Here is a 23,670-nt window from a genome sequence, read left to right on the forward strand (position 1 = left end):
AAATTGATTTTATTCGAGGTAAGCAAACTCGTTACTGAGCAGAAGGGCCTGCGCGACCGTCTGCCACTTTGCGGCTTCACTCTCTCCCTCGAGCTCTTGAAGACTCTTTGTTAAAAAATTGCGCTCGTCTTCATTCGGGTCGCGCAAATAGGCGAGGCGGTAGGCGGCAGCGACTCGCTCGGAGTCGTTCTCCCCCGCCGCCATGATGCGCTTCGCAAAGTCATCGGCAAAGCTGTGCATGCGGGGATTATTGAGGAGATAGAGCGCTTGCACTGGCACCGTGCTGGTGCGCCGCATCCCGGTCGATTGAGTGGGATCAGCAGCATCGAACAAGGAAAGAAATTCCTGCTGCCGGATGCGCGAGGTCATCAGGAAGATACTGCGGAAATTGTGCTCGAAGCTGTCTTCGAATGGCTTGTGCTGGGTAAAGTTCGCCTCACCTAATTTCGGGAAAGGATGGCGTCCCGGATTCTTGAGGTCCAGCTGGCCAGCGACGGTGAGGGCCGAATCGCGCAACTCTTCGGCAGTGAGACGACGACGGTCGAAGCGCCACCACAGAGTGTTTGCGGTATCGGTCACCGGCCCCTCTTCATCGGGACGCCATGCCTGTTGGTAGGTCGCGGATTGCAGAATCATTCGGTTCAGCGCCTTGATCGACCAACCCGACTCAATGAAGACCCCCGTAAGGTAATCCAACAGCTCGGGGTGAGTCGGCAACGCTCCCGACATCCCGACATTGTTCGGAGTGGCAGCCAGCGCCGGACCAAAGTGCCAGCCCCAGACCCGGTTCACGATCACCCGCGCAGTGAGAGGATTTTCGTCGGAAGCAATCCACTCCGCAAGCTGCAAGCGCCCGCTCTCGCCCTCGGGGATTTGCGGTGTTTTTCCTCCAGAAATGACAGTGAGAAAGCCTCGCGGAACGACCGGTCCCCGGCGCTTGGGATTGCCCTTCAGATGGATTGGCACGTCGTGCCCCTTGCCAGTCTCGCGCACCCCAAAGGCCAGTTCGGCCAGACTCTCTTGCTCCTTCAGATCCTCCACGATCTCTTTCCCCACCCCCTTGGTCAAACTGATGCGACCCGCTTCCAGAATCCTTTCATACACCGACTTGTTAATCTCATCAACCCGTTCATTGATCGCGGGGTCGGAAGTCGTCGGGACCAGGTTGAAAGGAACCTGCCGCCCCTCCCGCCCCGCGTAGGGATAGCGGATGGAGTCGAAGTATCCGTAGAAGCCATAGTAGTCCGAGGCTGGGATAGGATCGAACTTGTGGTTGTGGCACTTGGCGCAGGACATTTGCATCCCGAGAAACGCCTGCCCCATCGCGTCGATGGTATCCCCAATCACCAGCGGGATATCGTTTTTCAGATCGTCACAAAAGCGCACCGAATTGGCGATGAAGCTCGTGGCGATCACCCTCCGCCGATAGAGGTCTTCGTCCTCTCCGGAGTCCATCAAGTCCCCCGCCAACTGCTCTTTGATAAACTCGTCGAAGGGCAGATCCTCATTGAAAGCCCGAATGACATAATCGCGATAGAGCGACATTTGGGGAATGGGAAAGTCGGCATTGTCTCCCGCGGTATCGGAGTAGCGCGCCACATCCAACCAGTGCCGTCCCCACTTGCGTCCATACTCGGGCGAGGCCAGATATTGCTCGATGAGTGCGGCCTCTTGATTTTGCTGGCCCAACTCCATCTCAGCCTCAGTTGGAGGCAGGCCGGTGAGTCCGTAGCTCAGGCGACGCACCAATTCATGCGGCTTCGCTTTCTGTCCCGGATCGACCGAATATTCCTCCAGTTTCGAGGCAATGAACCGGTCGATATCAGTGCGGGCCCACTGCTCCCACACCGGTGACTTCAGCTTGGGAACCTCCACTTTGGCAAGGGGCTGATAGGCCCAATGCGAGGCTCCTTTTTCGGCCTCGCTGAGAGGTTCCGGCGCCGTGCGCGCGCTCTCCGGCCAATGGGCACCATCCGCCACCCACTTGGTGAGATGGGCCACCTCTTCCTTGGAAAGAGCGGATGAGTCCTTGGGCGGCATCTGCGTCTCCTTGTCCTTGCGGGAGACCGCTTTGATCAGTCCGCTGGCCTTGGGGTCGCCCGGGACAATGGCCGTGCCACTATCTCCGCCTTTCAAAAGTCCCGCCAGAGAGTCGACCACCAAGCCGCCCTTGGCCTCCTCGCCCACATGCGAGTGGCAATCGTAGCAGGCCGTTTGCAAGATGGGGGCGATGGTCTCGATAAAGAACTGATCACGGTCCGAAGCCGACCCCAAAACGAAAGAAGCCGACCCCAGAAAAAGAGCAATGGAACGTTGAATATCCACGAGCCGATCAAACGAAAAATTAGAGTGGACCCTTTCACCCAAAAAAGCTTCTAATCCCTTTATTCAGAAACGATAGAGAGCAATTCCATCGCCTTCGAAACCAGGGTAAAGAGATATACTTCCGCTGAATCGAAATTGGACTGGATATTTCGTATTTGTTGCAAAAAAGGCGAGATTTTCGTCTCTTTCCTCCCTCAAGTTGTTCCACGACCGAACTGGGTCACAAGACCGCTTGCTCTTCGAAATTTACTCTGACGCCCACAATGATGAACCGACTTCTTTCCCTTCTCACCATTCTCCTGCTCGCTATCCCGCTTTTTGCCGAAAAAGAAGACCCGCGATTCACTGAGCTCGATGCCTTTTGGGCCAAAGTCTCGCTGGCGGTGAAGGAGGGGGACTTCGAGAGTTATAGCGAGACCTGTCATCCCGAAGCCGTGCTCGTGAGTGGCACCAAAGAAACAAGTTACCCCCTCGCCCAAGCCCTTGTGCGCTGGAAAGAGGAGTTCGACAACACCCGGGCAGGCAAGGTGAAGGCCAGTGTGGAGTTCCGCTTCGGCCACCGCTATGGAGACGAAAGCACCGCCCATGAGTCGGGGATGTTTCTCTACACCTCGCAAAATCCCGGCGAAGAAGCGAAGCACGAGTTCATTCACTTCGAGGGCTTGCTGATTAAAAAAGAGGGTCAGTGGCTGATGCTGATGGAATACCAAAAATCGCGCGGAACTGAGGCCGAGTGGGACGCTTTGGAACACTAAGTGCAGCGCGCCGCATCCACCATGTCCCACTCCTCCCCGTTCAGCCCGCAAGAAATGCAGGGCCGTCTTGCACGTATTCGCTCGGAGATGGCCGCCCGCCATCTTGACGCTTACATCGCCACCAATCAGGCCAACGTCCGCTACGCCACCGGCTTCCGTGGGGAGCCCCACACTCTCCTTCTAACAGCCAGCGACGCGGTGCTCTACACCTCCTTTCGCACCCTGCCTTGGGCGACAGAACAAACCGCTAGTCTTCAAACCTCACTCGAGCTCAGCACCCAAGCCCCGCCCTTGGAAAATATCCAGCAACGGCTTGCCGGTCAGTCGCTCACTATCGGTGTGGAGCAAGGACTCAGTCACTCGGCCTTTCTCAAGCTCAGCCAACAATTTGCCTCGCACACCCTGCAACCCGCCGATCCAATCGAGCACGCCCGCAGGGAAAAATCTCCCGCCGAGATCTCACTCTTGGAAGCGTCCCAACGCCTCAACGAAGAAGTTTTCGCCGCCGTCATCCCCCAGATTCAACCGGCCCTGAGCGAACGAGCGGTGCAGGGACTGATGCTCGCGGAAATGGCCAAGCGAGAAGAGATCGACGGCTACTCCTTCAATCCCATTGTGGCGGTCGATGGCAATGCTTGGGAAATCCATCACCTGCCAGACAACACCCGGATTCAGAAGGACTCCATAGTGCTCCTCGATCTCGGCATCGTCTATCAGGGCTACGCCTCCGACATGACCCGCACCCTTTGCATGGGAAAGGCCACCGCCCGAATGCGGGAGGTCTACGACACCGTGAGAGAAGCCCAAGACGCAGCCATCGCCCTGATGCAGCCGGGGGCCCAGACCCACGATATCGATCAAACAGCCCGCGAGGTCATCACCCGCGCCGGTCATGCCCGGGGCTTTACCCACGGACTGGGACACAGCATCGGACTGGAGACCCACGACCCGGGCCTCAATCTTTCCCCCTTCACTCCCAACGAAGTTCTTACAGCCGGCATGGCATTCACCGTCGAGCCCGGCATCTATCTGGAGAACGAATTCGGAGTCCGCACCGAGGACGTCCTCATCATCGGCGAAGAAAGCCCCAAAAACATCACCCGTCAGAGCAAAGACCTGCTCGAGCTCAACTTCTAACCACACCCCATGCTGCAACAATACAATCCCAAGAACGAAAACCTCATCGTCTTCATCAACGGCAAATTGGTTCACCGCGACGAAGCCGGGGTGAGCCCTTTCGATTCCTCGGTGCAAAATGGCGACGCCTGCTGGGAAGGCCTGCGCGTCTACAAGGGAAAAATCTTCAAGCTCGAGGAGCATCTCGACCGTCTTTTCAAGAGCATGGAAATGCTGCGCTATGAGGGCCTGCCCACTCGCGAGGAAATCATTTCCGCCATCAAGGAGACCCTCGCTGCCAACGAGATGTTCGACAACGTGCACATCCGCCTTACCGTTTCGCGCGGAGTCAAATACACCTCCGGACTCGATCCCCGAATCAATACCAAGGGCTGCTCCCTCTTCGTCCTCGCCGAACACAAGGCGCCGGTCTACGACACCAGCGGACTCTTCCTCGCCACCACCAAACAGCGGCGCCCCTTTGCCGACGTCCTCGATCAACGCATCCACTCGTGCAACCAACTGACCTCCATCCTGGCCAAGCTGGAAGCCACCGACGCGGGAGCTGACGACGCGCTGATGCTGGATACGGAAGGCAACCTCGCGGAGACCAACGCCACCCACGTCTTTCTGGTAAAGGACGGCACCGTCCTCACCTCCACCACCAAGGCCTGCCCCACCGGCATCACCCGCGCCACCGTCTTCAGCCTTTGTGAGGAAAATGAAATTCCCCTCGATATCCGAGGCATTCCCGAAGCCGAAATCCACACCGCCGACGAGGTCTTCTGCACCGGCACCATGGGTGAAATCGTCGCGGTCAATCGAATCGACGACACCATCTACAACGAAGGCCAACCCGGCCCCGTCACCCAGCGCCTCGCCGCCCTCTATCAGAATCTAACAGAGACCGAGGGTTACCCCATCGTCTAACAAGCTCCGAATTATGGGACAAAGAAAGTGCGGCGAGGATGAGAATCGCGCCATCTCTCGGGTATTTTGAGTAGCTCTCTTGAGATGAAGCCTATTTCGCTTCGAGGAAAAAGGCCGGGTCGCGGAGAGCGTCTACGGGAGACAGACATTGGAAGTCGGGGTAGAGTTCGCTTCCGCGTAGCGTTTCGTCGGTGAAGGCCGCCAGTTTGCCGGCGACATAGATCACGTAGTTGATTCCCCATCGCTCTTGGTCGGTCTCCGCTCCCTTCTTGGCGCTCACTTCGTCTCCGGCCTCGGACTTCATCTTGATGATGTAGGGCGAGGAGTAGTGCTTGTAGACGAGTGGCTCCTCCGGCCAGAACTTTCCAACCAAGTCCAGCATCTCGCGCTGGGTGAGATGGTTGAAGTCCATCTGCACACAACGGTTCAGGGTTCGGTCATCAGTCAGCGCCAGGGCTGCAAAGCGCCCGATGTCCTCGATCTGATGGGTGTAGATTGGAAGATCGAGATTCCCGAAAGTAGTCACTTCTTCAAAGAAACGCAGGTTCGGCAGGAGGTAGTCAAAAATACCGCCGTTGTAGAAGAAGGTCCAACCGATACCGGACTCGAAAATTTTCTCATGAAGGCGCTTTTTGTGGTCAAAAAGCACCCCGTCGCCGTAGGACAGGTTTTGGGTATGAGCCCCAAACTCGTTGGGCACAAAGCGCTGCAGCCCTGCCGCCATCGCCGCCTGCAACCAAATTGGCTCCAGCCGCGTGATGACATCCTCGGTGGCCGAAACCGAAGCAATCAGGGTCTCACTCCCCTCGAGCTCCCGGGCCATGGCCGAAACATCGTCCATCTCGGGACACAGCCGAATCTCCGCGCCCGCCTCCTCGTATTCGGCCAGTAACTTTTCATTCCGCTCCGAGCGACTCCGCACCAGCGCCCGCACGCGGTGTCCCTCGCGAAGGAGGCTGCGGGTTAGAGGCGTCCCCACTTGTCCAGTGGCTCCCAAAATGGCGATGTCTTTTGTTTTTTTCATGTGGATTGAGGCGAAGGTTGCGGTCGGCCAGACTTTCTCCGGCAGACTTCTCCACCCTACACTTTTTTCCCTTTCCGGAAAGGTGACCACCGGACACTCGATGGTCAAAAGCGGACAATTCTTTCAACGAAGGCTTCCCTAACCCCTTTGCCGCCCTCCTCCACAGCGCACCCGGCGGGAAAGCTCGTCTGCCAACATCTTTTCATAAAAGTCTGAAAAACGGCCAACCCCGAGGCCACGCTACCAGGCGAATTTCCTTCTATAATAGTGGGACAGACCGCCTCTCCGAACAAGACGGCACAGTTTGAGCCTGAATAAGAGAGGTCGTTTACCAAGCTTGACCAGTCGGCGCGGTCCTTTATTCTCCCCAATCAATCTAACCCTCGGGAGGACGCTGTGGACCTGCAAGAAATTCGTAAAATCGTAGAGCTCATGAATGAGCATGGACTGAGTTATTTTCACCTCGAAGAAGAAGGGGTGAACGTGAAATTGAAGAAAGGACTCGATGCCGAGGCCATTCGCGAAGCCTTTGGCAGCATGCCAAGCGGCGGAGGGGGATACCAGATGGCAGCACCTGCCCCTGCGGCTCCTGCAGCCGCCCCGGCGGAAAGCGCGGCTCCCGTCTCGGCGGGCGACGAGATCACCTCGCCCATGGTCGGCACCTTCTACACCAAGCCTTCTCCGGACTCCCCCTCCTTTGTTGAGGTCGGCAGCACCGTCAGCGAAGGCCAGACCCTCTGCATCATCGAGGCCATGAAGGTGATGAACGAAATCAAGGCCGAACGCTCCGGCACCATCACCGAAGTTTGCGTCGCGGACGCCAGCCCGGTGCAATATGGAGACGCCCTTTTCCGCATCCAGTAATTTAAAAAGCCATCATGTTTTCGAAAGTTCTCGTCGCGAACCGTGGGGAAATCGCGCTCCGCATCATCCGCGCTTGTCGTGAGTTGGGGGTCGCCTCAGTCGCAGTTTACTCGGAGGCCGACGTGGATTCCATGCACGTCCAGCTCGCCGACGAAGCGGTCTGCATCGGTGGCGCTTCCAGTAAAGACAGCTACCTCAAGCCCGACCGCATCCTCGCGGCCGCTGAGATCACCGAAGCGGACGCCATTCACCCCGGCTACGGCTTTTTGTCGGAGAATCCTCGCTTTGCCGAGATCTGCGCCAGCTGCAACGTCAAGTTCATCGGGCCCTCGGCCGACGTCATCCGCCAAATGGGTGACAAGGACACCGCCCGCAACACCGCTCTCGCCAACGGAGTCCCCGTGACCCCCGGCACCGGACTGCTCGCTACACCGGAAGAAGGATTGGCAGCGGCCAAGAAGATCGGTTTCCCCGTGATGGTCAAGGCCACCGCCGGTGGAGGAGGTCGCGGCATGCGCCCGGTCTTTAAAGAAGAAGAATTCATCAGCCAGTTCCAAGCGGCCAGCAATGAGGCCGTCGCCTGCTTCGGAAACGGAGCCTGCTACCTGGAAAAGCTCGTGCTCAATCCCCACCACGTGGAATTCCAGGTGATGGGCGACAGCCACGGCAATTACATCCATCTTGGCGAGCGCGATTGCTCCATGCAGCGCCGCAACCAGAAGATCATCGAGGAGTGCCCCAGCCCCCTTCTGACCCCCAAATTGCGGGAAAAGATGGGCAAAGCCTCCGTCGATCTCATCTCCGCCATCGGTTATGAGAACGCGGGCACCATCGAGTATCTCGTCGATGAGGACGAGAACTTCTACTTCATGGAAATGAACACCCGGATTCAGGTGGAGCATCCCGTAACCGAGGAAGTGATGGGCTGCGAGCTCATCAAGGAGCAAATCCGCATCGCCGCGGGTGAAGCCCTTTCCGACCATGTCCGCAACGCCGAGCCCCGTGGCCATTCCATCGAGTGCCGCATCAATGCGGAGGATCCCTACAACGGTTTCCGCCCCAGCCCCGGCACCATCGACTTGTGGTATGCCCCAGGTGGCAAAGGCGTCCGCGTCGATACCCACGTCTACTCCGGCTACACCGTCCCTCCCCACTATGACTCCATGATTGCCAAGCTGATCGTCACGGGCGCCTCCCGCACCGTGGCCATCGCACGCATGAAGCGAGCCTTGGGCGAGTTCATGATCTCCGGAATCAAAACCACGATTCCTTTCCAACAGGAAATCATCGACCACCCCGACTTCATCAAGGGCACCTACGACATCGGTTGGGTCGGTCGCTTTTTGGAAGAAAAGGGACTCTAACAGATGTCAAACAACTGGCTGGAGGCAACCCTCTACGGCATCGTCGACCTCGGCTATGCTCCGGAAGACCGCTTGCCGGAAGTCACCCGCGCCCTCATCGCTGGCGGCGCGGGAATCATCCAACTGCGAGCGAAAGATCGCACCAAGGATGAGATTCTCGCTTGGGCGAAAGAGCTTTTGCCCATCTGTCGCGAAGCGGACGTGCCCTTCATCGTGAACGACTTCATCGACATCGCGGTCGCGGTCGATGCGGACGGGGTTCACCTCGGGCAGGACGACGGACCGCTCTCCGCCGCCCGCGAACAATTCAACGAACCCAAAATCGTCGGTCGTTCGACCCACTCCCCCGAGCAAGCGCAAGCCGCCCTGGCAGAAGGGGCGGATTACATCGGTTTCGGCCCGCTCTTTCCCACTCCCACCAAAAAGGGCCGTCCCGGAATCGGCCTCGAGAACATCGTGGGCGTGCAAGAAACGGTCGGCAGCAAGATCCCAGTCTTCTGCATCGGCGGAATCCGGCGCGACAATTTGCCCGAAGTCAAAGCCGCCGGAGCCCAACGCGTCGTCGTAGTCTCCGACCTCCTCCTCGCCGAGGACATCGCCACCGCCGGGCAAGCCATCATCAGCCACCTTTGAGCCGAACAACTCGTTCACTCACTGTTTAAGCCAAGTTCATCCAACCTCGCGGCTGACCGCTGCGGAAAAAAATTTCTGCACAACTGGCAAAGGTGCGCTACGCTAATGGGTTGTTGTCCCCCGCGTCTTCCCACTCCCCCATGTCAAAGCCACCCTCCCTCACTCGCCGTCGTTGGCTCTGGAACTTGGGACGTTGGTGTGGTGCGGGTCTGGTTTCGGCGAAAGCTTTGGAAAATTTTGAGCGCGAGGATTTCGACAACAGATTGGCTCAGTTGGAAAAAGGCTGGTCTTCACTGCAGGAGAACCTTGCCGAACAGGCAGAAGAATTCTCCCCCCAACCGTCTCCGCCACCCCCACCGAGACCGACTCTGCGCGAGCTCCATCCCGAACTCTACGAGGGCGACTATGCCCACTTTCTCGCCCAACATTCTTTCCGCTACATCCAAGCCCATGAGGTCATCACTCCTCATCTGCGCACGCGCGGCGGGGTCACCAACGGACTTCCGCCCTCCTCACTCTGGCACAACCTGCCTGCCACGTTGAAGGTCGCAGACGAGATTCGCCATCGCTTGGGAACACCCCTGAGCTACATCACCTCCGCCTACCGCACCCCAGCTTACAACTCGATGTGCGGGGGAGCAAGCCGCTCCCATCACACCCGCAACAATGCCCTCGATCTGGTTTACGAAGCCGGACCGGAGGCCGCGCACAAGGTGGCTATGCAATTGCGCAAAGAAGGCTTCTTCCGGGGGGGAGTGGGCCTCTATTCCGGCTTCATCCACATCGACACCCGAGGCTACAACGCCTCGTGGAAAGCTTAACAGCCATCAACCTTCAGTCCACTGACAGACCTAAGCTTCCGCAGTCACAATAGAGAGTCGCCCAACAAGTTCAGTTCGCTCAAATATCCGCCTAACGTAATTTATGAAGACGATCCCCCTCCTTCTTCTTTCTTCGGGCGCTCTCCTCGAAGCTCAGAACCTTGTCGACTCTCAAACTCCCCTATTCAACATCGACATCATCCCGCTTACCAGCACCACGCTGGAACCAGGTGACATCTTTTCCTTTGAGGTCATCACCCGACTTGGTGCCGGCGGAAACACCAGTCTGGGGTTTGGAAATATTGATTACAGTTTCGACTTGGGAATCTCGACCATTGCTTTCGAAGGAGTGAACGCGGATGGCTCCTTCTTGCAAGGGCTGACCAGCACCAACGGCTCGATCTCAGGCTTCATGGTTGATGCCGCTGATGCCGACAACGAGTTCATCCCGTCAACCTCGGATAAAGACTTCGGAATCCTGCGAGCTGACGATACCCTCGATCGACCCGAAGCAGGCGTCACCACTTGGGATGCCGATTGGGTTTTTCAAATCGACTGGACCGTCCCCTTGGATGCCACCCCGGGGACCTATGCAGTTACTGGCAGCGAAGAGGTGGACTTCTTCACCCCCACCCAGCAGTTCGCCGATCAAGGAACAGCGACTTTCCCCGGAGCACATACCCCTTTCTCCGTCACCATCGTCCCCGAGCCATCGGTCGCCTTGCTCGCCTCCCTTGGAAGTAGCTTCCTGCTCCGCCGCCGTCGCTAGCTCGCCGCTCAGCAGAGCGGCTATAAGCGAGGGAACGCGTCCACACGCAGATGCTAAGGGACAACCTTAAGCCGGATAAACTCTTTACCGAATTCGGCCGCTCCCACTGGCAGAGCACTGCGATAGGTCACCGTGCTGGTGCCGTCTTCATTGTCGATTTCGGAAACGAGAACCACGTCGGGGGTGCTGGTCCAGTTCTCCAAGTCTTCGGAGACTTCCGCAATGATGGAAAGAGAATTGACCGAATGAAGATTCCGTCGATAGCTCACCTTCAGATACTGTTCTGTCGCGCCTTCCACCACAAACGGTTCGATACTCGCGTCGATGGTGGAGTCGCCCGCAACCGAGTCACTCGAACTGAGCGCGTATTCCAGCAGAGCTGAAAGCCCGTCGCCATCCGCGTCTTCGTTGGGGTCACCAGCATAGCCGAAGGAATCCACCGCCCCCGGACTGCCTCCCGATTGACTGCTCGCGGCCCAGTTGGACGCCACACTGTGGTCCGGTAGCGTGGTGGGCGAAATCAAGACCAGCGAGAACCCCGGACCATCCGAAGCCGGAGGCCACGGTAACAAGTCGTCGTAGGTAAAGTCCTGAATCAATCCACCCGAAGCATCCTGAATCAGGATCCGCTCGCCCCCGTTGGACAGCTTGCCCCCATACTGACTACTCCCCGCGCTATCGGTTCCGAAGATTGCGCCCCCGTTCAAGCCGCCATATCTCGCCACGAAGGCCTCTTGATTTTCAACAATGACCATTCTCCCGCCTGCGGGCAGAATGTTGTTAGGCCCGAAGGTGAAGCTAATCCCCTCCGAAACCGTGACCCCTTCCAGGTCCACCGGCTGACCGCCCACGTTGAGGAACTCCATGAACTCAAACTCATCTCCATCGGCTGCGGCCGCCAACTCTGCCGGAGTCGCAGGTCCCACCGGATTGTAGTGAAACTCCGAAACCACCAGATTGTCCGCATCCGCCGGAATGGGCTCGGGGGTGAAGAAGGCCATGTTGAGAGCACTCCATTCTCCAGTGGCGGAATTGTAAGTGCGCGAAAGCAGCCATCCGGGAAAGGTCACCGGCACAATGGGCGAGGTCGAGCTGCCTCCCATCGGATTCCCGATCAGCTGGAGGTCAAAGCTGATGTCAGTGCTGGTTGCCGAACGATTGTGGATCTCAGCCGCGATGGTATTGCTCCCGGCCGAAAAGAGAGAAGAGGACAAGGTGATGGACCCAAACTGATTGTCAGAGCTAGTAGCCGAAGAGAAATCATCGTGGCCCGCATTCGCCGCCACATTCTGCCGAACCACTTCCTGCCCGTTGACGTAAATCACGACCCCGTCATCGAAGATGTAGTTGAGGGTGAAGTTCTCAAAGGCCAGGGGATTCGGGATCGAAATGCCGGACTTTCGGAAGTAGGTGGTGGCATTCTTTTGATTGCCACCCGTCCCCGGATCGGTGTCAACCGACCCCACCACGGTGGCTTCATCCCCATCGCCGTATCCCAGTTGGGAAGGGCCACTGCTCCACGAAGCGGCGTTGAACCCCTCCTCCCTCCAAGCGGTTCCCTGGTCGGATCCATCATCCAGATAAGACCAAATATCCCCCGTCGCCACAAAGGTCACCGGAACACTTCCTTCGCCATCAAAAGTCAATTCCGTGGCCACCGGATTGATGGCACCTCCCGGTAGTCGGGGATCAAGCGAATGGACATAATCATCCGAATTCGTATCCGCAGAATCAAAAAGGTAATAGACCTTCAGACTCGGGTCGTTCACCGAGAGGGTGGGCCCACCGCCACTCGCCACCACTCCACCGTGCTCACTATAGACCGGAGCCTCCTGGTTGGGATACATGCCAGCGGACTGAAACTTGCCAATCATGGTAGAGGCCTGGAAGGGCAGGAAGTTTTCAGTGAGATTTTCGTGATAAGAAAAGAACGAGGCCGGAGAGCGATATCCCCAACGCGCGCACTCGGTCAAAATTGACAAGGTGGTCTCATCCACCCGACTCTGCAACCGCTCGATACTTCCATTCGGCGAGAGGGCCCCGTCGTTGAAAAAGTGCCTATGAATCCGGTCCGCCACCAGCATGGCGAAGTCTGGATCGCCCTCCTCGCGAAGCGCCTTCATCAAGTCCAGCGGACCATCATCGAGCACACTACGCCCGCCCGGATCCCTCAGATATCCATCGGCATCCTTCAGGAAAAACTTAAATGGCACCTCTTGGCTGGCCGAGCCTCCGGCGCGAAACTCGCTTTCGCAATTGCCGTTCACATAGAGAAGGATGAAGTCGATCTCGTTGATGATATCGACGTGACTCCGGACATTTGTAAAGGGCGCGGGGCCTGCCGCCAATGCCGTCGCTTCCGCCCAGAAGTCGCCACTCCCGTCGTAGACCGAGAGGTCTTGCTCGAAGCGGTCGTTGGCATCCACCGCCTCGTAGTCCTCTTTGCTTCCTCCAAAGTATTCCGAAAACATGGACGCGTCCCAGCCCTCGCGCAGGTGATACTGGCCCCAGTATTTTCCGTTCATATAGACATGAACAAAGCGCCCGTGCGGAGCGATCTGCCCCATATCTAACAGGGCATCGTCAGCGTAGCGATTGGAAAGGTAGGCCCCCCGCTGCTGCATGTCGTGGTTGCCAGCTCGCAGGTCGAAGGAGTTGTATTTCCCTGCAGGCTGAAAGCTCGCGTAGTCCTGATCTGCGAAAAGAGGAAAATCCAACTTCCCGGGGCCATACTCGCTGCGGAAGGTAAATCTCATGCTGCGCTTGGCGAAGTTGGTGACATGCCCCCCGAAGCGCTCGACCCCGGCGTCCACTTGCTTGTCGCCCGCCTCAAAGTTGATCATCTCCACCGACACCTCCTGCTCGGTATAGTCCAGATCTTCCGCAAAGTTGACCGAAATGCTCGGTACCGAGGTCAAAGCAGCCTCCATCTGCGAAGCATACTCGGGGGCCTGCGTGATGTCCGTGTCCATCAGCGGATCGCTGATCACATCCGCGGGGAAAATGTAGGTGTGCGTGTCCACATTCGTGGGCTGAAAGCCCTCCTTGTAAGCCGCCGCCCGCAGCACGGTGGTTTGCGCAATCGCGATGGGCGCGGAGTAGACCAGACCAGTGGTCGCGGTCGGTTTCGTGCCATCGAGAGTATAGCGAATCTCAGCATCCGGCGTGAGCGAGGAAATCCCCACCTGAATCGGGGCCGAGTAAAAGCCCCGGTCGAGAGTAAAGTCCGTATCCGCCACGAAGCCGTCCACCGAAGACCCGTTGCCCGCCCCCGGAGTCGGCGACTGCAGATAGCCCTCGGTCGTCCGGCCCCCATCATAACCATAGGCCACATCCGTCCGCTGCTCGGGATACGCCGGACTGTATTCGAAGACAACCGACACGCCATCGGGCTTCACCAACGCGAGATACTCCCCTTCGGTGGAAAGCGAAAAGTTGGTGTGGAGCTCACCCGCCGGAGCGACCCGATTTTTTCCCGAAGCAAAAATCACCAGATAACCACCGGGTGCAATGGTGACGTCGGGCAGCGCCCATTTCGCGAGGTTGGTTACCTCATCCGTGAGATAAAATCCGCCCACTGCCAGGGGACTGGAACCCGGATTGTGTAGCTCGATCCAATCGGAAACATCGCCATCCGCATCGAGCAAGCCCTCATCACTGGAGGCCAGGAACTCAGTCAACACCGGCACCGCCGCTTCCACCGGGCGCAATACCACCAGACGGCTCACCGAACCATTGGCATTGGCAGCCTCTAACAGATACTCGGTAGTCTCCGTTGGCGTGACCGTGAGCGAGCTACTCCCTAACACACTCGTACCATTCAAAGTCAGAGTAGTCGCATTCCCTCCCACTTCCCAAGCCAAGACCGCACTGGTGCCCGCCTCGACAAACCCACTCCCGGTGGTAAACGAATAGATGAGAGGATCATTGACCACCTCAATCGTGGTCAGGGTACTCGCGGATCCATTCACGTCCACCGCAGTCAATTGGTAATCCGTGGTCGCGACCGGCCCGGGAGAAAAGGTGATGCTGCCAGTCCCATCACTGGTCAACGGCAGCACATTGCCCACCCCGTTGTTGATTTGCAGGGAGAGCAAATCGTCCGTCACTTCCCAAGCGAGCTGCACCTCGTCCCCCGGAGTCACCGTCGGCCGGGGTGAATAAAAGGAGGCAATCTTTTCCGGCCCCTCGGCGGTCACCTCATTGATGGAGAGCGTGCGCGAATTGTTATCGAGGGGAGCTTCCGGCGTGCGCTTGATCCGGATCATGTTCCCCGTCACTCCCCCCACGTCCACCGTAATGCTCGAAGGGCTGGAAAGGACATTGCCCGGGTTCAACAGCTCGGAGGTATGGACAATGGTGCCGCCATTGAAGTCCGAGTTCACATTGCCGCTGAAATCCACCACCTGCACCGTGATGTCGCGGAGGCGATGCCCCGTGCTGCCCGTGCGGTTCACAATGGTGATGGTCTGGAACCTCTTGCTCGCGGGCAAAAGCACCTGCCAAGTCGGATCGGAATCCGTGCCCAAGGTGTGGGTGAAGTTGGATTGCCCATCAATGCCAAGATCTGCGGAAAAAGAATCCAAAGTCGTGCTTTGCGCGGCAGTCCCCACGGTCAGGTCGATTGGGTCGGCATTTGCCACGGTTAGAATTCCTAGCGAAAGGATCAGTCGCCGGGCGATTGTGGAAACAATCGAAGTCTGAAGGGTCATTTTTCTATAGGGTTCGGGAGGAGTTGGGGGAAAGAAGCCTGATATGCAGCTCGGGCGGGTTCACTGGATGGCCAGCCTCCTCTGAACAACCAGAGCAACGGCAAAATGCACCAGCTTAGGAGATAAGAAAAAGCCTCAGCCGCTGTTGGAGGTCAAGCCCTTAGCTTTCGCACTAGAACAGGAGAAACCGACTCCCGGCCCCTCAAATCACGGCGACTCCAGAGCCCCCTACCCCCACCTCTCCAAGTGGTTCCAGTCCGCTCAAACCCCTGATTTTTCAAAGAGTCTGCGACCAAGCCATCACCCTCATCTCCACGCCTATCGAAACGCCCGATAGTCGCTTTTCGTCAAAAAGCAGAAGCCCTTCAGCCAGGCTTTGCCGCATTCCGTTAAGATTCTGGGGCAACCCTTGCAAAATCACTCACAAGCAAACCTCCCCGAGCGATGCCTGCAAACTCCTACCCCTTATCCCGCAGGAATCGATCTAACCGACTCCCAGTGAGACGAATACTCCAATTCTGAACACTAGGCCCACAGAAAAGCTCCGAATCGTCACTTTTTGTATCTTAAGGATGGTTACTAACATCTACATAGAGACAATACTTTCAGTTTCAGCATGAACCTTACGCTCTCGTTATTCTCCCTCACCGCGCTGGCGACCCTGTCCTCCGCTCCGACGATTTCGAAACTTAACCCGACAACGCTCAACAAAGTCACTCCTACATCCATGGAGAGCCAGCGGTCTAAGAACGTTGCTGACTTATCCCAGCAAAACTTAAAAGCGATCGGCGAAATCGCCAAAGGCCTTTGGAAGAAGAGCGGACTGAATGAAGAGCAAATCGCCGCCCTCGATGAAATTTCCTACCGCATTTCAGATTTGGGCGGAGAAAACTTGGGTTCGGCCAAAGACACAATCGTCACGATTGACGACAATGCCGCAGGCTCCCATTGGTTCATCGACTTGACTCCAGATGAAAACTCCGAATTTCTATCTTTAGAGAGACAATACAACCAAGTGGCACGGCAGCAAGGCCCAGCTTGGGGCGGCATCGATCTATTAACAGTCATTCTGCACGAGCAGGGACATGTTTTGGGAATGCCAGATAGCACGAACATCAATGAGGGACTGATGTTCGGGCAGCTTGCACCCAGCGAGCGGCGCCTGCCGAGACTGAACCAAGCGGCCCATGCCTTGCCCGGAAGCATTAAGGAAGAAGCATTCATCAAACTCAATGATTCCTTGGCCCACGCTCCGAGCGTTTCGATTTTCCAAATTAGTCCTGATTCAAGCCGTGTAGTTTGGACCGCAGTAGGAGAGAACGAAGTTACCGAACTCTATTGCCGAGCATTGGATGGCAGCGATTCCACCCTGAAGCTCAATGACACTTTGCCTGCCGGCTCTGTCGATAGCCCCTACATCGTTGGGCCGTTGTCTATTAGTCCAGATTCGAGTCATGTCGTTTGGACAGTTGGACTGCGAGGTTATTCTGGAAACGGATATGCGTTCCGTTCTTATCAGCTTTATAGCAGACCAATTGACGGGAGCGAATCTGCAACACTGCTCTATGAGGCTCCACCCAATGGAGCAGAGATAGAAGACTTTCATATCAGCTCCGACTCAAACAGGGTTGTTTGGCGTTCCGACGCTACAACGCAAGGCAAATTGGATCTCTATAGTAGAGCGATTGACGGCAGCGGAGAGGTGAAAACTATCGATGGCTCTCTCTCCCAAGATGTATATGACTTCCAGATCAGCCCCGACTCGAGCCGAGTGGTGTGGCGAATGAATGGCGGTTCAACCCAAACAAATTTGTATAGTCAATCAATCGACGGCACGGGTGTTGCCACAGTCCTGAATGATCTTCTTCCCGACTATGGTGAGGTTACAGCTCTTTATTCCATCACTCCAGATTCGAGTCGGGTCGTTTGGCGAGCGAAAGGAGATCTTGGACCTACGAAATACCCAAGTGAAATTTATAGCAGGAACATTGACGGCAGTGGAGACCAGGCAAAGCTCACCCAAGAACAAGAAGTCCGTAGTGATGTCTACGAAAGATTTTTAATTAGTGGAGATTCCAGCTGGGTGATTTGGGTCAGCAACAAAGGCGGAACATTCAAACTCTATTCTCGGGCGGTTGACGGCAGTAGCGCTTCGGTCCTAATCAGTGACACGGTCCCCATTGACGGAGATACATGGTGGGCCTTTTCCTGCAGTCCTGACTCTAGCCGTGTGGTGTGGAGTATACACGGCGGGCAACAGGCGGGGCTCTACAGCAGTCAGATTGACGAAAGCGGCCTCCAAGTTCGGATTAACTCTGACCTTCCAGCCAATGGGCAAATTGCTTACTTCTCAATTAGTCCAGACTCGAGCCGAGTGGTATGGCGCGCGGATGGCGATGAGGATGGAGTCTACGAACTCTACAGTCGAGCAATTGACGGCAGCGGGTTGGAAGCCAAACTCAATGACTCTTTGACTCCGTCGGGAGATGTGTCGGTATTTCAAATCAGCCCTGACTCCAATCAAGTGGTATGGAACGGGGATGGAGATATCGATGGAGTAAGAGAGCTCTACGCTCGGCCGATCGACGGCAGCGGAGTAGAAGTCAAACTCAACAACTCACTTCATCCTACCGATTATGTTTCATCTTTCAAAATTAGTCCGGATTCGAGCAGAGTCGTGTGGAACGCTTATTCAGAAATCGACGGGGCCTTCAAGCTCTTTACCAGAACGATTGATGGCAGCGGTGAAGAATTCAACCTGAACAATGATATTCTAGCCCTCACCGGTGATGTCTCTGCATTCAAAATCAGCCCGAATTCACAGCGGGTGGTGTGGGTTGCTGATGGGAATCAGGAAGGTTTCGCAGATCTCTACGGTCGGGCTCTTGACGGCAGCAATGCTCAAATCAAAATTAATCTGCCCTATAGCCGACAGGTGGCCTCAGGGTCCATCAATATTACCCCGGATTCCAGCCGGGTATATTGGACTCAACGGGTCAACAACTATGGCGAGCAAATTTTGTTCAGCCAAGCGATCGATGGAAACTCCAGCCAGATGGGACATCGTTACGGAAGAGATTATATCCGGTTTAGCCGCGATTCGGTATTCCAGTTTAGCCCTGATTCTACATGGATGGTTGCGGGCTCCTTGGACAATCAAGTATACAGCGCAAAGGTAGCCGACAGCCGATTTCCGAACCGAATCACCAGTTGGCAAGGAACCAGTCGGGAGGTGAAGGGGATTCCTCAAATTAGCTCAGATTCCAACTGGGTGGTGGCAATAGCAGATAAAGACGTCCATGAAAAATTTGAGCTCTACAGATGGGCGATTGATGGATATGGCACAGTAAAACTCAATGAGCCCCTACCTCCCAATGGAGACGTGGTGGCACACGCAATCAGCGCGGATTCTAGCTTGGTTCTCTGGACTGCAGACGCAGAAACCGATGGGATGTTTGAGCTATACCAGCGTGCGCTGGACCGAAGTAGCCTCCAAACAAAAGTCAATAATGCTCTTCCCGCTGGCGGAGGAGTGATAAACTTTGCAACGACGCCAGATTCCAACCACATCCTCTGGAGAGCTGTCGGAGACGTGGAAGGGGTAGTCGAACTCTATACTCGACCGGTCGGCGACGACAGTATTCAGACCAAAATCAACAACCCGCTCCCCTCTAACAGAAGCATCACCTTCTTTCAGGTAAGTCCTGATTCACAGTGGGTCGTTTGGCGCGCAGATGGTGATTCCGATGGGGTCTTTGAACTTTACAGCCGCCCCATCGACGGCAGCAGCGCTCAGGTGAAGCTCAACGAGACTCTCCCCGCTGGGGGTAATGTTAATCAACGATATTTAAGCGTTCAGATCAGCCCCGATTCTAGCCGAGTTGTGTGGTTGGCAGATGGCGACCTCGATGGTGTTGAGGAGGTCTATAGTCGAGCCATTGATGGAAGTGGCCCACAGGTAAAGCTCAACGATACCCTGCCTGCAGGCGGGAACGTTTTATATCGGTTTTTGGTCAGCTCGGATTCCAGCCGAGTCGTTTGGAGGGCGGACGGAGATACCGATGAGGTCTTTGAACTTTACAGTAGAGCCATTGACGGGAGCGATGCGCAGCTGAAGCTCAATCCCAGCCTGCCGGAGGGTGGAAATGTTGGAGAGTTCGATATCAGCCCCGATTCACGACGAGCTGTCTATATTGCTGACGGAGACGTGGATGAGGTCTTCGAACTCTATAGCGAGCGCCTCACCCTACAAAGCCTCTTGGAAGACTGGCGTTCTGAATTCTTTGGCAATCCCACTGGCGACTCCAGCCAGGCCGACCTCGCTGACTTCGACGGCGACGGCATCGCGAACCTCCTGGAGTTCGCCTTCGGCACCGACCCGACCCTCAGCGGAAGCGGTGTGACAGGTTTGGAATATGCCGGCACCTTGTCCGGTGGTGGTTCGCTCAACAGCACGGGTTCACCAATCGCAGTCGTTGAACCCGGCGAAATCGCGGCGCTTTTTGTCCGGCGCAAGGACCACCTCACCGCCGGCCTCACCTACACTCCCCAGTTCAGCCATGATTTGGTCACGTGGGAAGATGACGACACCCCGCCAACGGTTTTGGTCGAGGAAGGCAACTATGAGGTCTTGAGCCTTCCTTACGCCCCTTTGCTTGAGGGCGAGACCGCGCGCTTCTTCCGGGTGAGTGTTTCCATTGAGCCGTAACCCGACCACTTCAGGCGGCCCCCTCTTCCTTGGAAAAACCTACCCCTTCGCCCGCAGGAACCGCACCGCGTAAATCCCGCTGGGGTAGTTGGTCATGGGCTGGTGGGCATCGCCGTTGCCAAGGGGGTCGGCGATGAGGTAGCCGGAGGAATCTTTGCCGGTCACGAGCACCCAGTGGTAGATGCGATTGTCGTAGAGGACTTTCGCGATGACCGGATTGCCTTGCGCGAGCTCGCGGTCGATGAGGTCGTGGGAAGGCCCGTTGTGAATTTCGACCGTGAACTTCCCGCCGGTGACCCTTTCGATCGCTCCCCAGATGAGCAGGCTCGACTCCGTGAAGCCGCCATTCTCCTCCAGCCGGTCATTCAACTCGTCGGGTGCAATCGCAAAGCCCTGCGACCCGAGAGCCATCGCCATCGAGCACAAGGTGCAGCCGTGACTCGCGATGCTGTCGCCACTCGGCCCCAACGGTTTGACGCCCCAACTCGGATCCTTTTGCAAGAAGACCGGAGCCGCAATGCGGATGGCGGGAGCGCTGGACTGTCCTTCGCGCGCCGGAACTCCCGTGGGGGACAGCGCTTCATCGATTTTCAAGGGTTGCGTCTTTTTCATCATCACTAGCAGCACGGCGACCGCCCCGGCCGCCACCGCCAGGCCACTGATCCCGAGATATCCCAGTTGTTTGTTCATCATTGAGTTCCGCAAAGCGGCAGCATTTTGCCCAGAATTCATCGCGAGGATGAAGGAGACTTCTCAGATCCGACAAATACCCCATTTTCCGAACCTTTTCGAGGTTGCGCCTAGGCGCTCACAGGTTAGCCTCCCGCGTCCGCGAGAGAAATGAATATTCACGAATACCAAGCGAAAGAGTTGTTCGAAAAGTTCGGCGTGCCGAGCCCAAATGGAAAAGTAGCCGGAAGCGCGGCTGAAGCCCAGGCCGTCGCCGAGGAAATCGGGGGAGGCAACTACGTCGTCAAAGCGCAGGTTCACGCCGGCGGTCGCGGCAAGGGAACCTTCAAAAACGGCTTCCAGGGAGGCGTCCACCTCGACAGCGATCCGGTGAAAATCGGCGAAATCGCTGGTCAGATGATTGGCGAAACCCTCGTCACCAAGCAAACCGGTGAGGAAGGCAAGCTCGTCCGCAAGGTCATGGTCGCCGAGTCCGTCGACATCGTGCACGAATACTACCTCTCCATCCTCATGGACCGCGCCACTTCCCGCCCCGTCATCGTGGCTTCAGTGGAAGGCGGCATGGACATCGAGGAAGTGGCTGAGAACCGCCCCGAGAAAATCCTCAAGCAGTTCATCCACCCCCTCGCCGGCCTGCAAGGCTACGAGGTGCGCAAGCTCATCAAAGGCCTCGGCCTCAGCAAGGACGCCGGCAAGCAATTCGCCAAGCTCCTCACCAATCTCTACAAGCTCTTCATCGAAAGCGATTGCGCGATGGTCGAGATCAACCCGCTGGTGGAGACCACCGACGGACGCATCCTCGCCCTCGATGCCAAGTTCGGCTTCGACGACAACGCCCTCTACCGCCACCCCGACATCATGGCCTACCGTGACAAGGATGAGGAAGACCCCCGCGAAGTGGCGGCCGGCGAATACGACCTCAACTACATCGGCCTCGATGGCAACATCGCTTGTCTCGTCAACGGTGCCGGTCTCGCCATGGCCACCATGGACATCATCAAGCACGCGGGCGGTGACCCGGCCAACTTCCTCGACGTAGGAGGTGGCGCGACCAAGGAGCAGGTGGCAGCAGCCTTCAAGATCATCACCGGCGACCCGAACGTGGAAGCCATCCTGATCAACATCTTCGGTGGCATCATGGACTGCAACGTCATCGCCGAAGGCGTGGTTGCGGCTTCCAAGGAAGTCGGCCTCAACATCCCCCTCGTCGTGCGCCTCGAAGGCAACAACGTGGAAGCGGGCAAGAAGACCCTGCAGGAAAGCGGGCTCAACCTCATCACCGGCGACGACATCCTCGACGCCGCCAAGAAAGTCGTCGCCGCCACCCAAGCCGCCTAACAAACCTAATCACTCAATTTCCAAATCTCTAATTTCTTAAAGTAATGGCTATTCTAGTAGACGAAAACACAAAGGTCCTGGTGCAGGGAATCACGGGCGGCTTCGGAGGCCGTCACGCGGGACTCAGCCTCGACTACGGCACCCAGCTCGTCGCGGGCGTCACTCCTGGTAAGGGCGGACAATTCTTTGAACACAACGGAGCCAAAGTGCCCATCTTCGACACTGTGGCCGAGGCCGCCAAGGAGACCGGAGCCACCGCCAGCGCCATCTTCGTTCCCCCACCCTTCGCGGCAGACGCGATTCTGGAGGCCGTCGATGCCGAGCTCGAGCTCGCCGTCGCCATCACCGAAGGCATCCCCGTCATGGACATGATGAAGGTCAAGTCCATCATGGCCGAGGGCTGCAAGACCCGCCTCATCGGACCCAACTGCCCCGGCCTGGTCACTCCCGGTCACGGCGAAGGTTCCCACGGTGGTTGCCGCATCGGCATCGCCCCCGGACACATTCACAAGCGCGGTAAAGTGGGCATCGTCTCCCGCTCCGGAACTCTCACCTACGAAGCCGTCTGGCAGGTCAGCCAGGTTGGCGAAGGACAGAGCACCTGCGTCGGCATCGGTGGCGACCCCATCAACGGCACTTCCCACCTCGACATCGTCAAGATGTTTAACGACGACGAAGAGACCGAAGCCATCATCTTGATTGGCGAAATCGGCGGCGACGCCGAGGTCGAAGCCGGACGTTGGATCAAGGACAACTGCAAAAAGCCCGTAGCCGCCTTCATCGCCGGAGCGACCGCGCCTCCCGGACGCCGCATGGGTCACGCCGGAGCCATCGTTGGTGGCGAAGACGACACCGCGCAAGCCAAGAAGCGTATCCTCGCCGAGTGCGGACTCGTCGTCGCCGAAACCCCCGCCGACATGGGCCGCTCGCTCATGGAAGCCTGGGGCAAGTAAGCACCAAACAACCTTTTACACCCAAAACGGCGGCCTCGAAAGAGTCCGCCGTTTTTTTTCTTCCAAAGCAACCTCTCACAAGGACCGGAGCGCGGGTCTTCAGCCCGCCCCACCGATTCGTCAACACAACCTCAAGGCCTCAAATATTTAGGAGCTGGTCAAAAGACCTTCCCTCCCCATGACCCCCTCAAATCTAAGAAATTCTTCAGCACTACTGAAACATCCTAAAACCGAGACAAGGCTAAGTGGAAAGTTCGTCAGGCGGGCTAGCCCCCACCCTATTCCAAGACGCGAAAGACGAAAGCGGAGGCAAGCCGTCCACACACCAAACCAAGACAACTTACCCACTTTCCTGACCTCCTCTTGTGCTGCACCGAGCCGCCCCAATTCAAAGTCACCGTCGTCCGTCACCACTCCCAAAACCTTGGTTACGGGAGCCGAAGAATCTAAGAATATCTAAAACTGTTCGGATGCGTGGACTGACCCGAATGGCACTGCATTAAGCCGGTTTTCGGTAGCTTGAGCGATGTGGGATTTCTTGGAATACGTGTCGGTGACTCGTTAGACCGTTTTCCAGATGAAGTTGCCGAAAAAGACGCAAAACAAACTGTACTTTTAGGGTGTTTTTTCTGAGAATCGCAGATCGGCCGTCAACGTCAGTTTCCAAA

General features: G+C 56.9%; 15 protein-coding genes. 11 read left to right on the top strand and 4 right to left on the bottom strand.

Annotated features, from left to right (window positions below; all coding sequences use genetic code 11):
- Positions 1-9: 9 nt before the first annotated feature.
- On the bottom strand, positions 10-2,325 hold the full coding sequence (locus tag IE099_RS05580) for a PSD1 and planctomycete cytochrome C domain-containing protein (RefSeq protein WP_189568117.1): 2,316 nt from the start codon (positions 2,323-2,325) through the stop codon (positions 10-12).
- A gap of 263 nt (positions 2,326-2,588) precedes the next feature.
- On the opposite strand from IE099_RS05580, the gene IE099_RS05585 reads away from it, so the two are divergent.
- Genes IE099_RS05585 through IE099_RS05595 form a run of 3 tightly spaced genes read left to right on the top strand, consistent with a single transcriptional unit; the run spans position 2,589 to position 5,126 of the window.
- On the top strand, positions 2,589-3,080 hold the full coding sequence (locus IE099_RS05585) for a hypothetical protein (RefSeq protein ID WP_189568118.1): 492 nt from the start codon (positions 2,589-2,591) through the stop codon (positions 3,078-3,080).
- Positions 3,081-3,101: 21 nt separating this feature from the next.
- Positions 3,102-4,217 carry a M24 family metallopeptidase gene (locus IE099_RS05590; RefSeq protein ID WP_194598370.1) on the top strand — a complete coding sequence of 372 codons (1,116 nt, stop codon included), beginning with the start codon at positions 3,102-3,104 and terminating at the stop codon, positions 4,215-4,217.
- Positions 4,218-4,226: 9 nt separating this feature from the next.
- Positions 4,227-5,126 carry an aminotransferase class IV gene (locus tag IE099_RS05595; protein WP_189568120.1) on the top strand — a complete coding sequence of 300 codons (900 nt, stop codon included), beginning with the start codon at positions 4,227-4,229 and terminating at the stop codon, positions 5,124-5,126.
- Positions 5,127-5,217: 91 nt separating this feature from the next.
- On the opposite strand, the gene IE099_RS05600 is transcribed toward IE099_RS05595, so the two are convergent.
- A complete protein-coding gene (locus tag IE099_RS05600) occupies positions 5,218-6,150 on the bottom strand; it encodes an NmrA family NAD(P)-binding protein (protein ID WP_229809403.1) in 933 nt (310 codons plus the stop codon).
- 396 nt (positions 6,151-6,546) lie between these two features.
- Between IE099_RS05600 and accB the strand changes: the two genes are divergently transcribed.
- From accB to IE099_RS05625, 5 genes are all read left to right on the top strand, one after another.
- Positions 6,547-7,014 (top strand): acetyl-CoA carboxylase biotin carboxyl carrier protein, encoded by a 468-nt coding sequence (gene accB, locus IE099_RS05605; protein ID WP_189568122.1) that lies wholly within the window; start codon positions 6,547-6,549, stop codon positions 7,012-7,014.
- Positions 7,015-7,028: 14 nt separating this feature from the next.
- Complete coding sequence (gene accC, locus IE099_RS05610) at positions 7,029-8,378, top strand: acetyl-CoA carboxylase biotin carboxylase subunit (RefSeq protein WP_189568124.1); 1,350 nt, start codon at positions 7,029-7,031, stop codon at positions 8,376-8,378.
- 3 nt (positions 8,379-8,381) lie between these two features.
- On the top strand, positions 8,382-9,011 hold the full coding sequence (gene thiE / locus IE099_RS05615) for a thiamine phosphate synthase (protein ID WP_189568126.1): 630 nt from the start codon (positions 8,382-8,384) through the stop codon (positions 9,009-9,011).
- A gap of 140 nt (positions 9,012-9,151) precedes the next feature.
- Positions 9,152-9,832, top strand: a complete 681-nt coding sequence (locus IE099_RS05620) for a YcbK family protein (RefSeq protein ID WP_189568128.1) — start codon at positions 9,152-9,154, stop codon at positions 9,830-9,832.
- Between the two features lie 103 nt (positions 9,833-9,935).
- Positions 9,936-10,601 carry a hypothetical protein gene (locus IE099_RS05625; RefSeq protein ID WP_189568130.1) on the top strand — a complete coding sequence of 222 codons (666 nt, stop codon included), beginning with the start codon at positions 9,936-9,938 and terminating at the stop codon, positions 10,599-10,601.
- Between the two features lie 53 nt (positions 10,602-10,654).
- Here IE099_RS05625 and IE099_RS05630 read toward each other — a convergent pair whose 3' ends face one another.
- Positions 10,655-15,313: a lamin tail domain-containing protein gene (locus IE099_RS05630; protein WP_189568132.1), complete on the bottom strand. Its 4,659-nt coding sequence runs from the start codon at positions 15,311-15,313 to the stop codon at positions 10,655-10,657.
- Positions 15,314-15,929: 616 nt separating this feature from the next.
- Between IE099_RS05630 and IE099_RS05635 the strand changes: the two genes are divergently transcribed.
- Positions 15,930-20,021, top strand: a complete 4,092-nt coding sequence (locus IE099_RS05635; protein ID WP_189568134.1) for a WD40 repeat domain-containing protein — start codon at positions 15,930-15,932, stop codon at positions 20,019-20,021.
- Between the two features lie 39 nt (positions 20,022-20,060).
- On the opposite strand, the gene IE099_RS05640 is transcribed toward IE099_RS05635, so the two are convergent.
- Positions 20,061-20,714, bottom strand: a complete 654-nt coding sequence (locus tag IE099_RS05640) for a C39 family peptidase (RefSeq protein ID WP_189568136.1) — start codon at positions 20,712-20,714, stop codon at positions 20,061-20,063.
- A 147-nt stretch (positions 20,715-20,861) separates the two neighbouring features.
- On the opposite strand from IE099_RS05640, the gene sucC reads away from it, so the two are divergent.
- Positions 20,862-22,049, top strand: a complete 1,188-nt coding sequence (gene sucC, locus IE099_RS05645) for an ADP-forming succinate--CoA ligase subunit beta (RefSeq protein WP_189568138.1) — start codon at positions 20,862-20,864, stop codon at positions 22,047-22,049.
- Between the two features lie 44 nt (positions 22,050-22,093).
- Entirely contained in the window at positions 22,094-23,002 is a 909-nt protein-coding gene (gene sucD, locus IE099_RS05650) for a succinate--CoA ligase subunit alpha (RefSeq protein ID WP_189568140.1), read from the top strand.
- Positions 23,003-23,670: the final 668 nt, after the last annotated feature.

This window comes from Roseibacillus persicicus, assembly GCF_014651675.1.
Taxonomy (GTDB): Bacteria; Verrucomicrobiota; Verrucomicrobiia; order Verrucomicrobiales; family Akkermansiaceae; genus Roseibacillus; species Roseibacillus persicicus.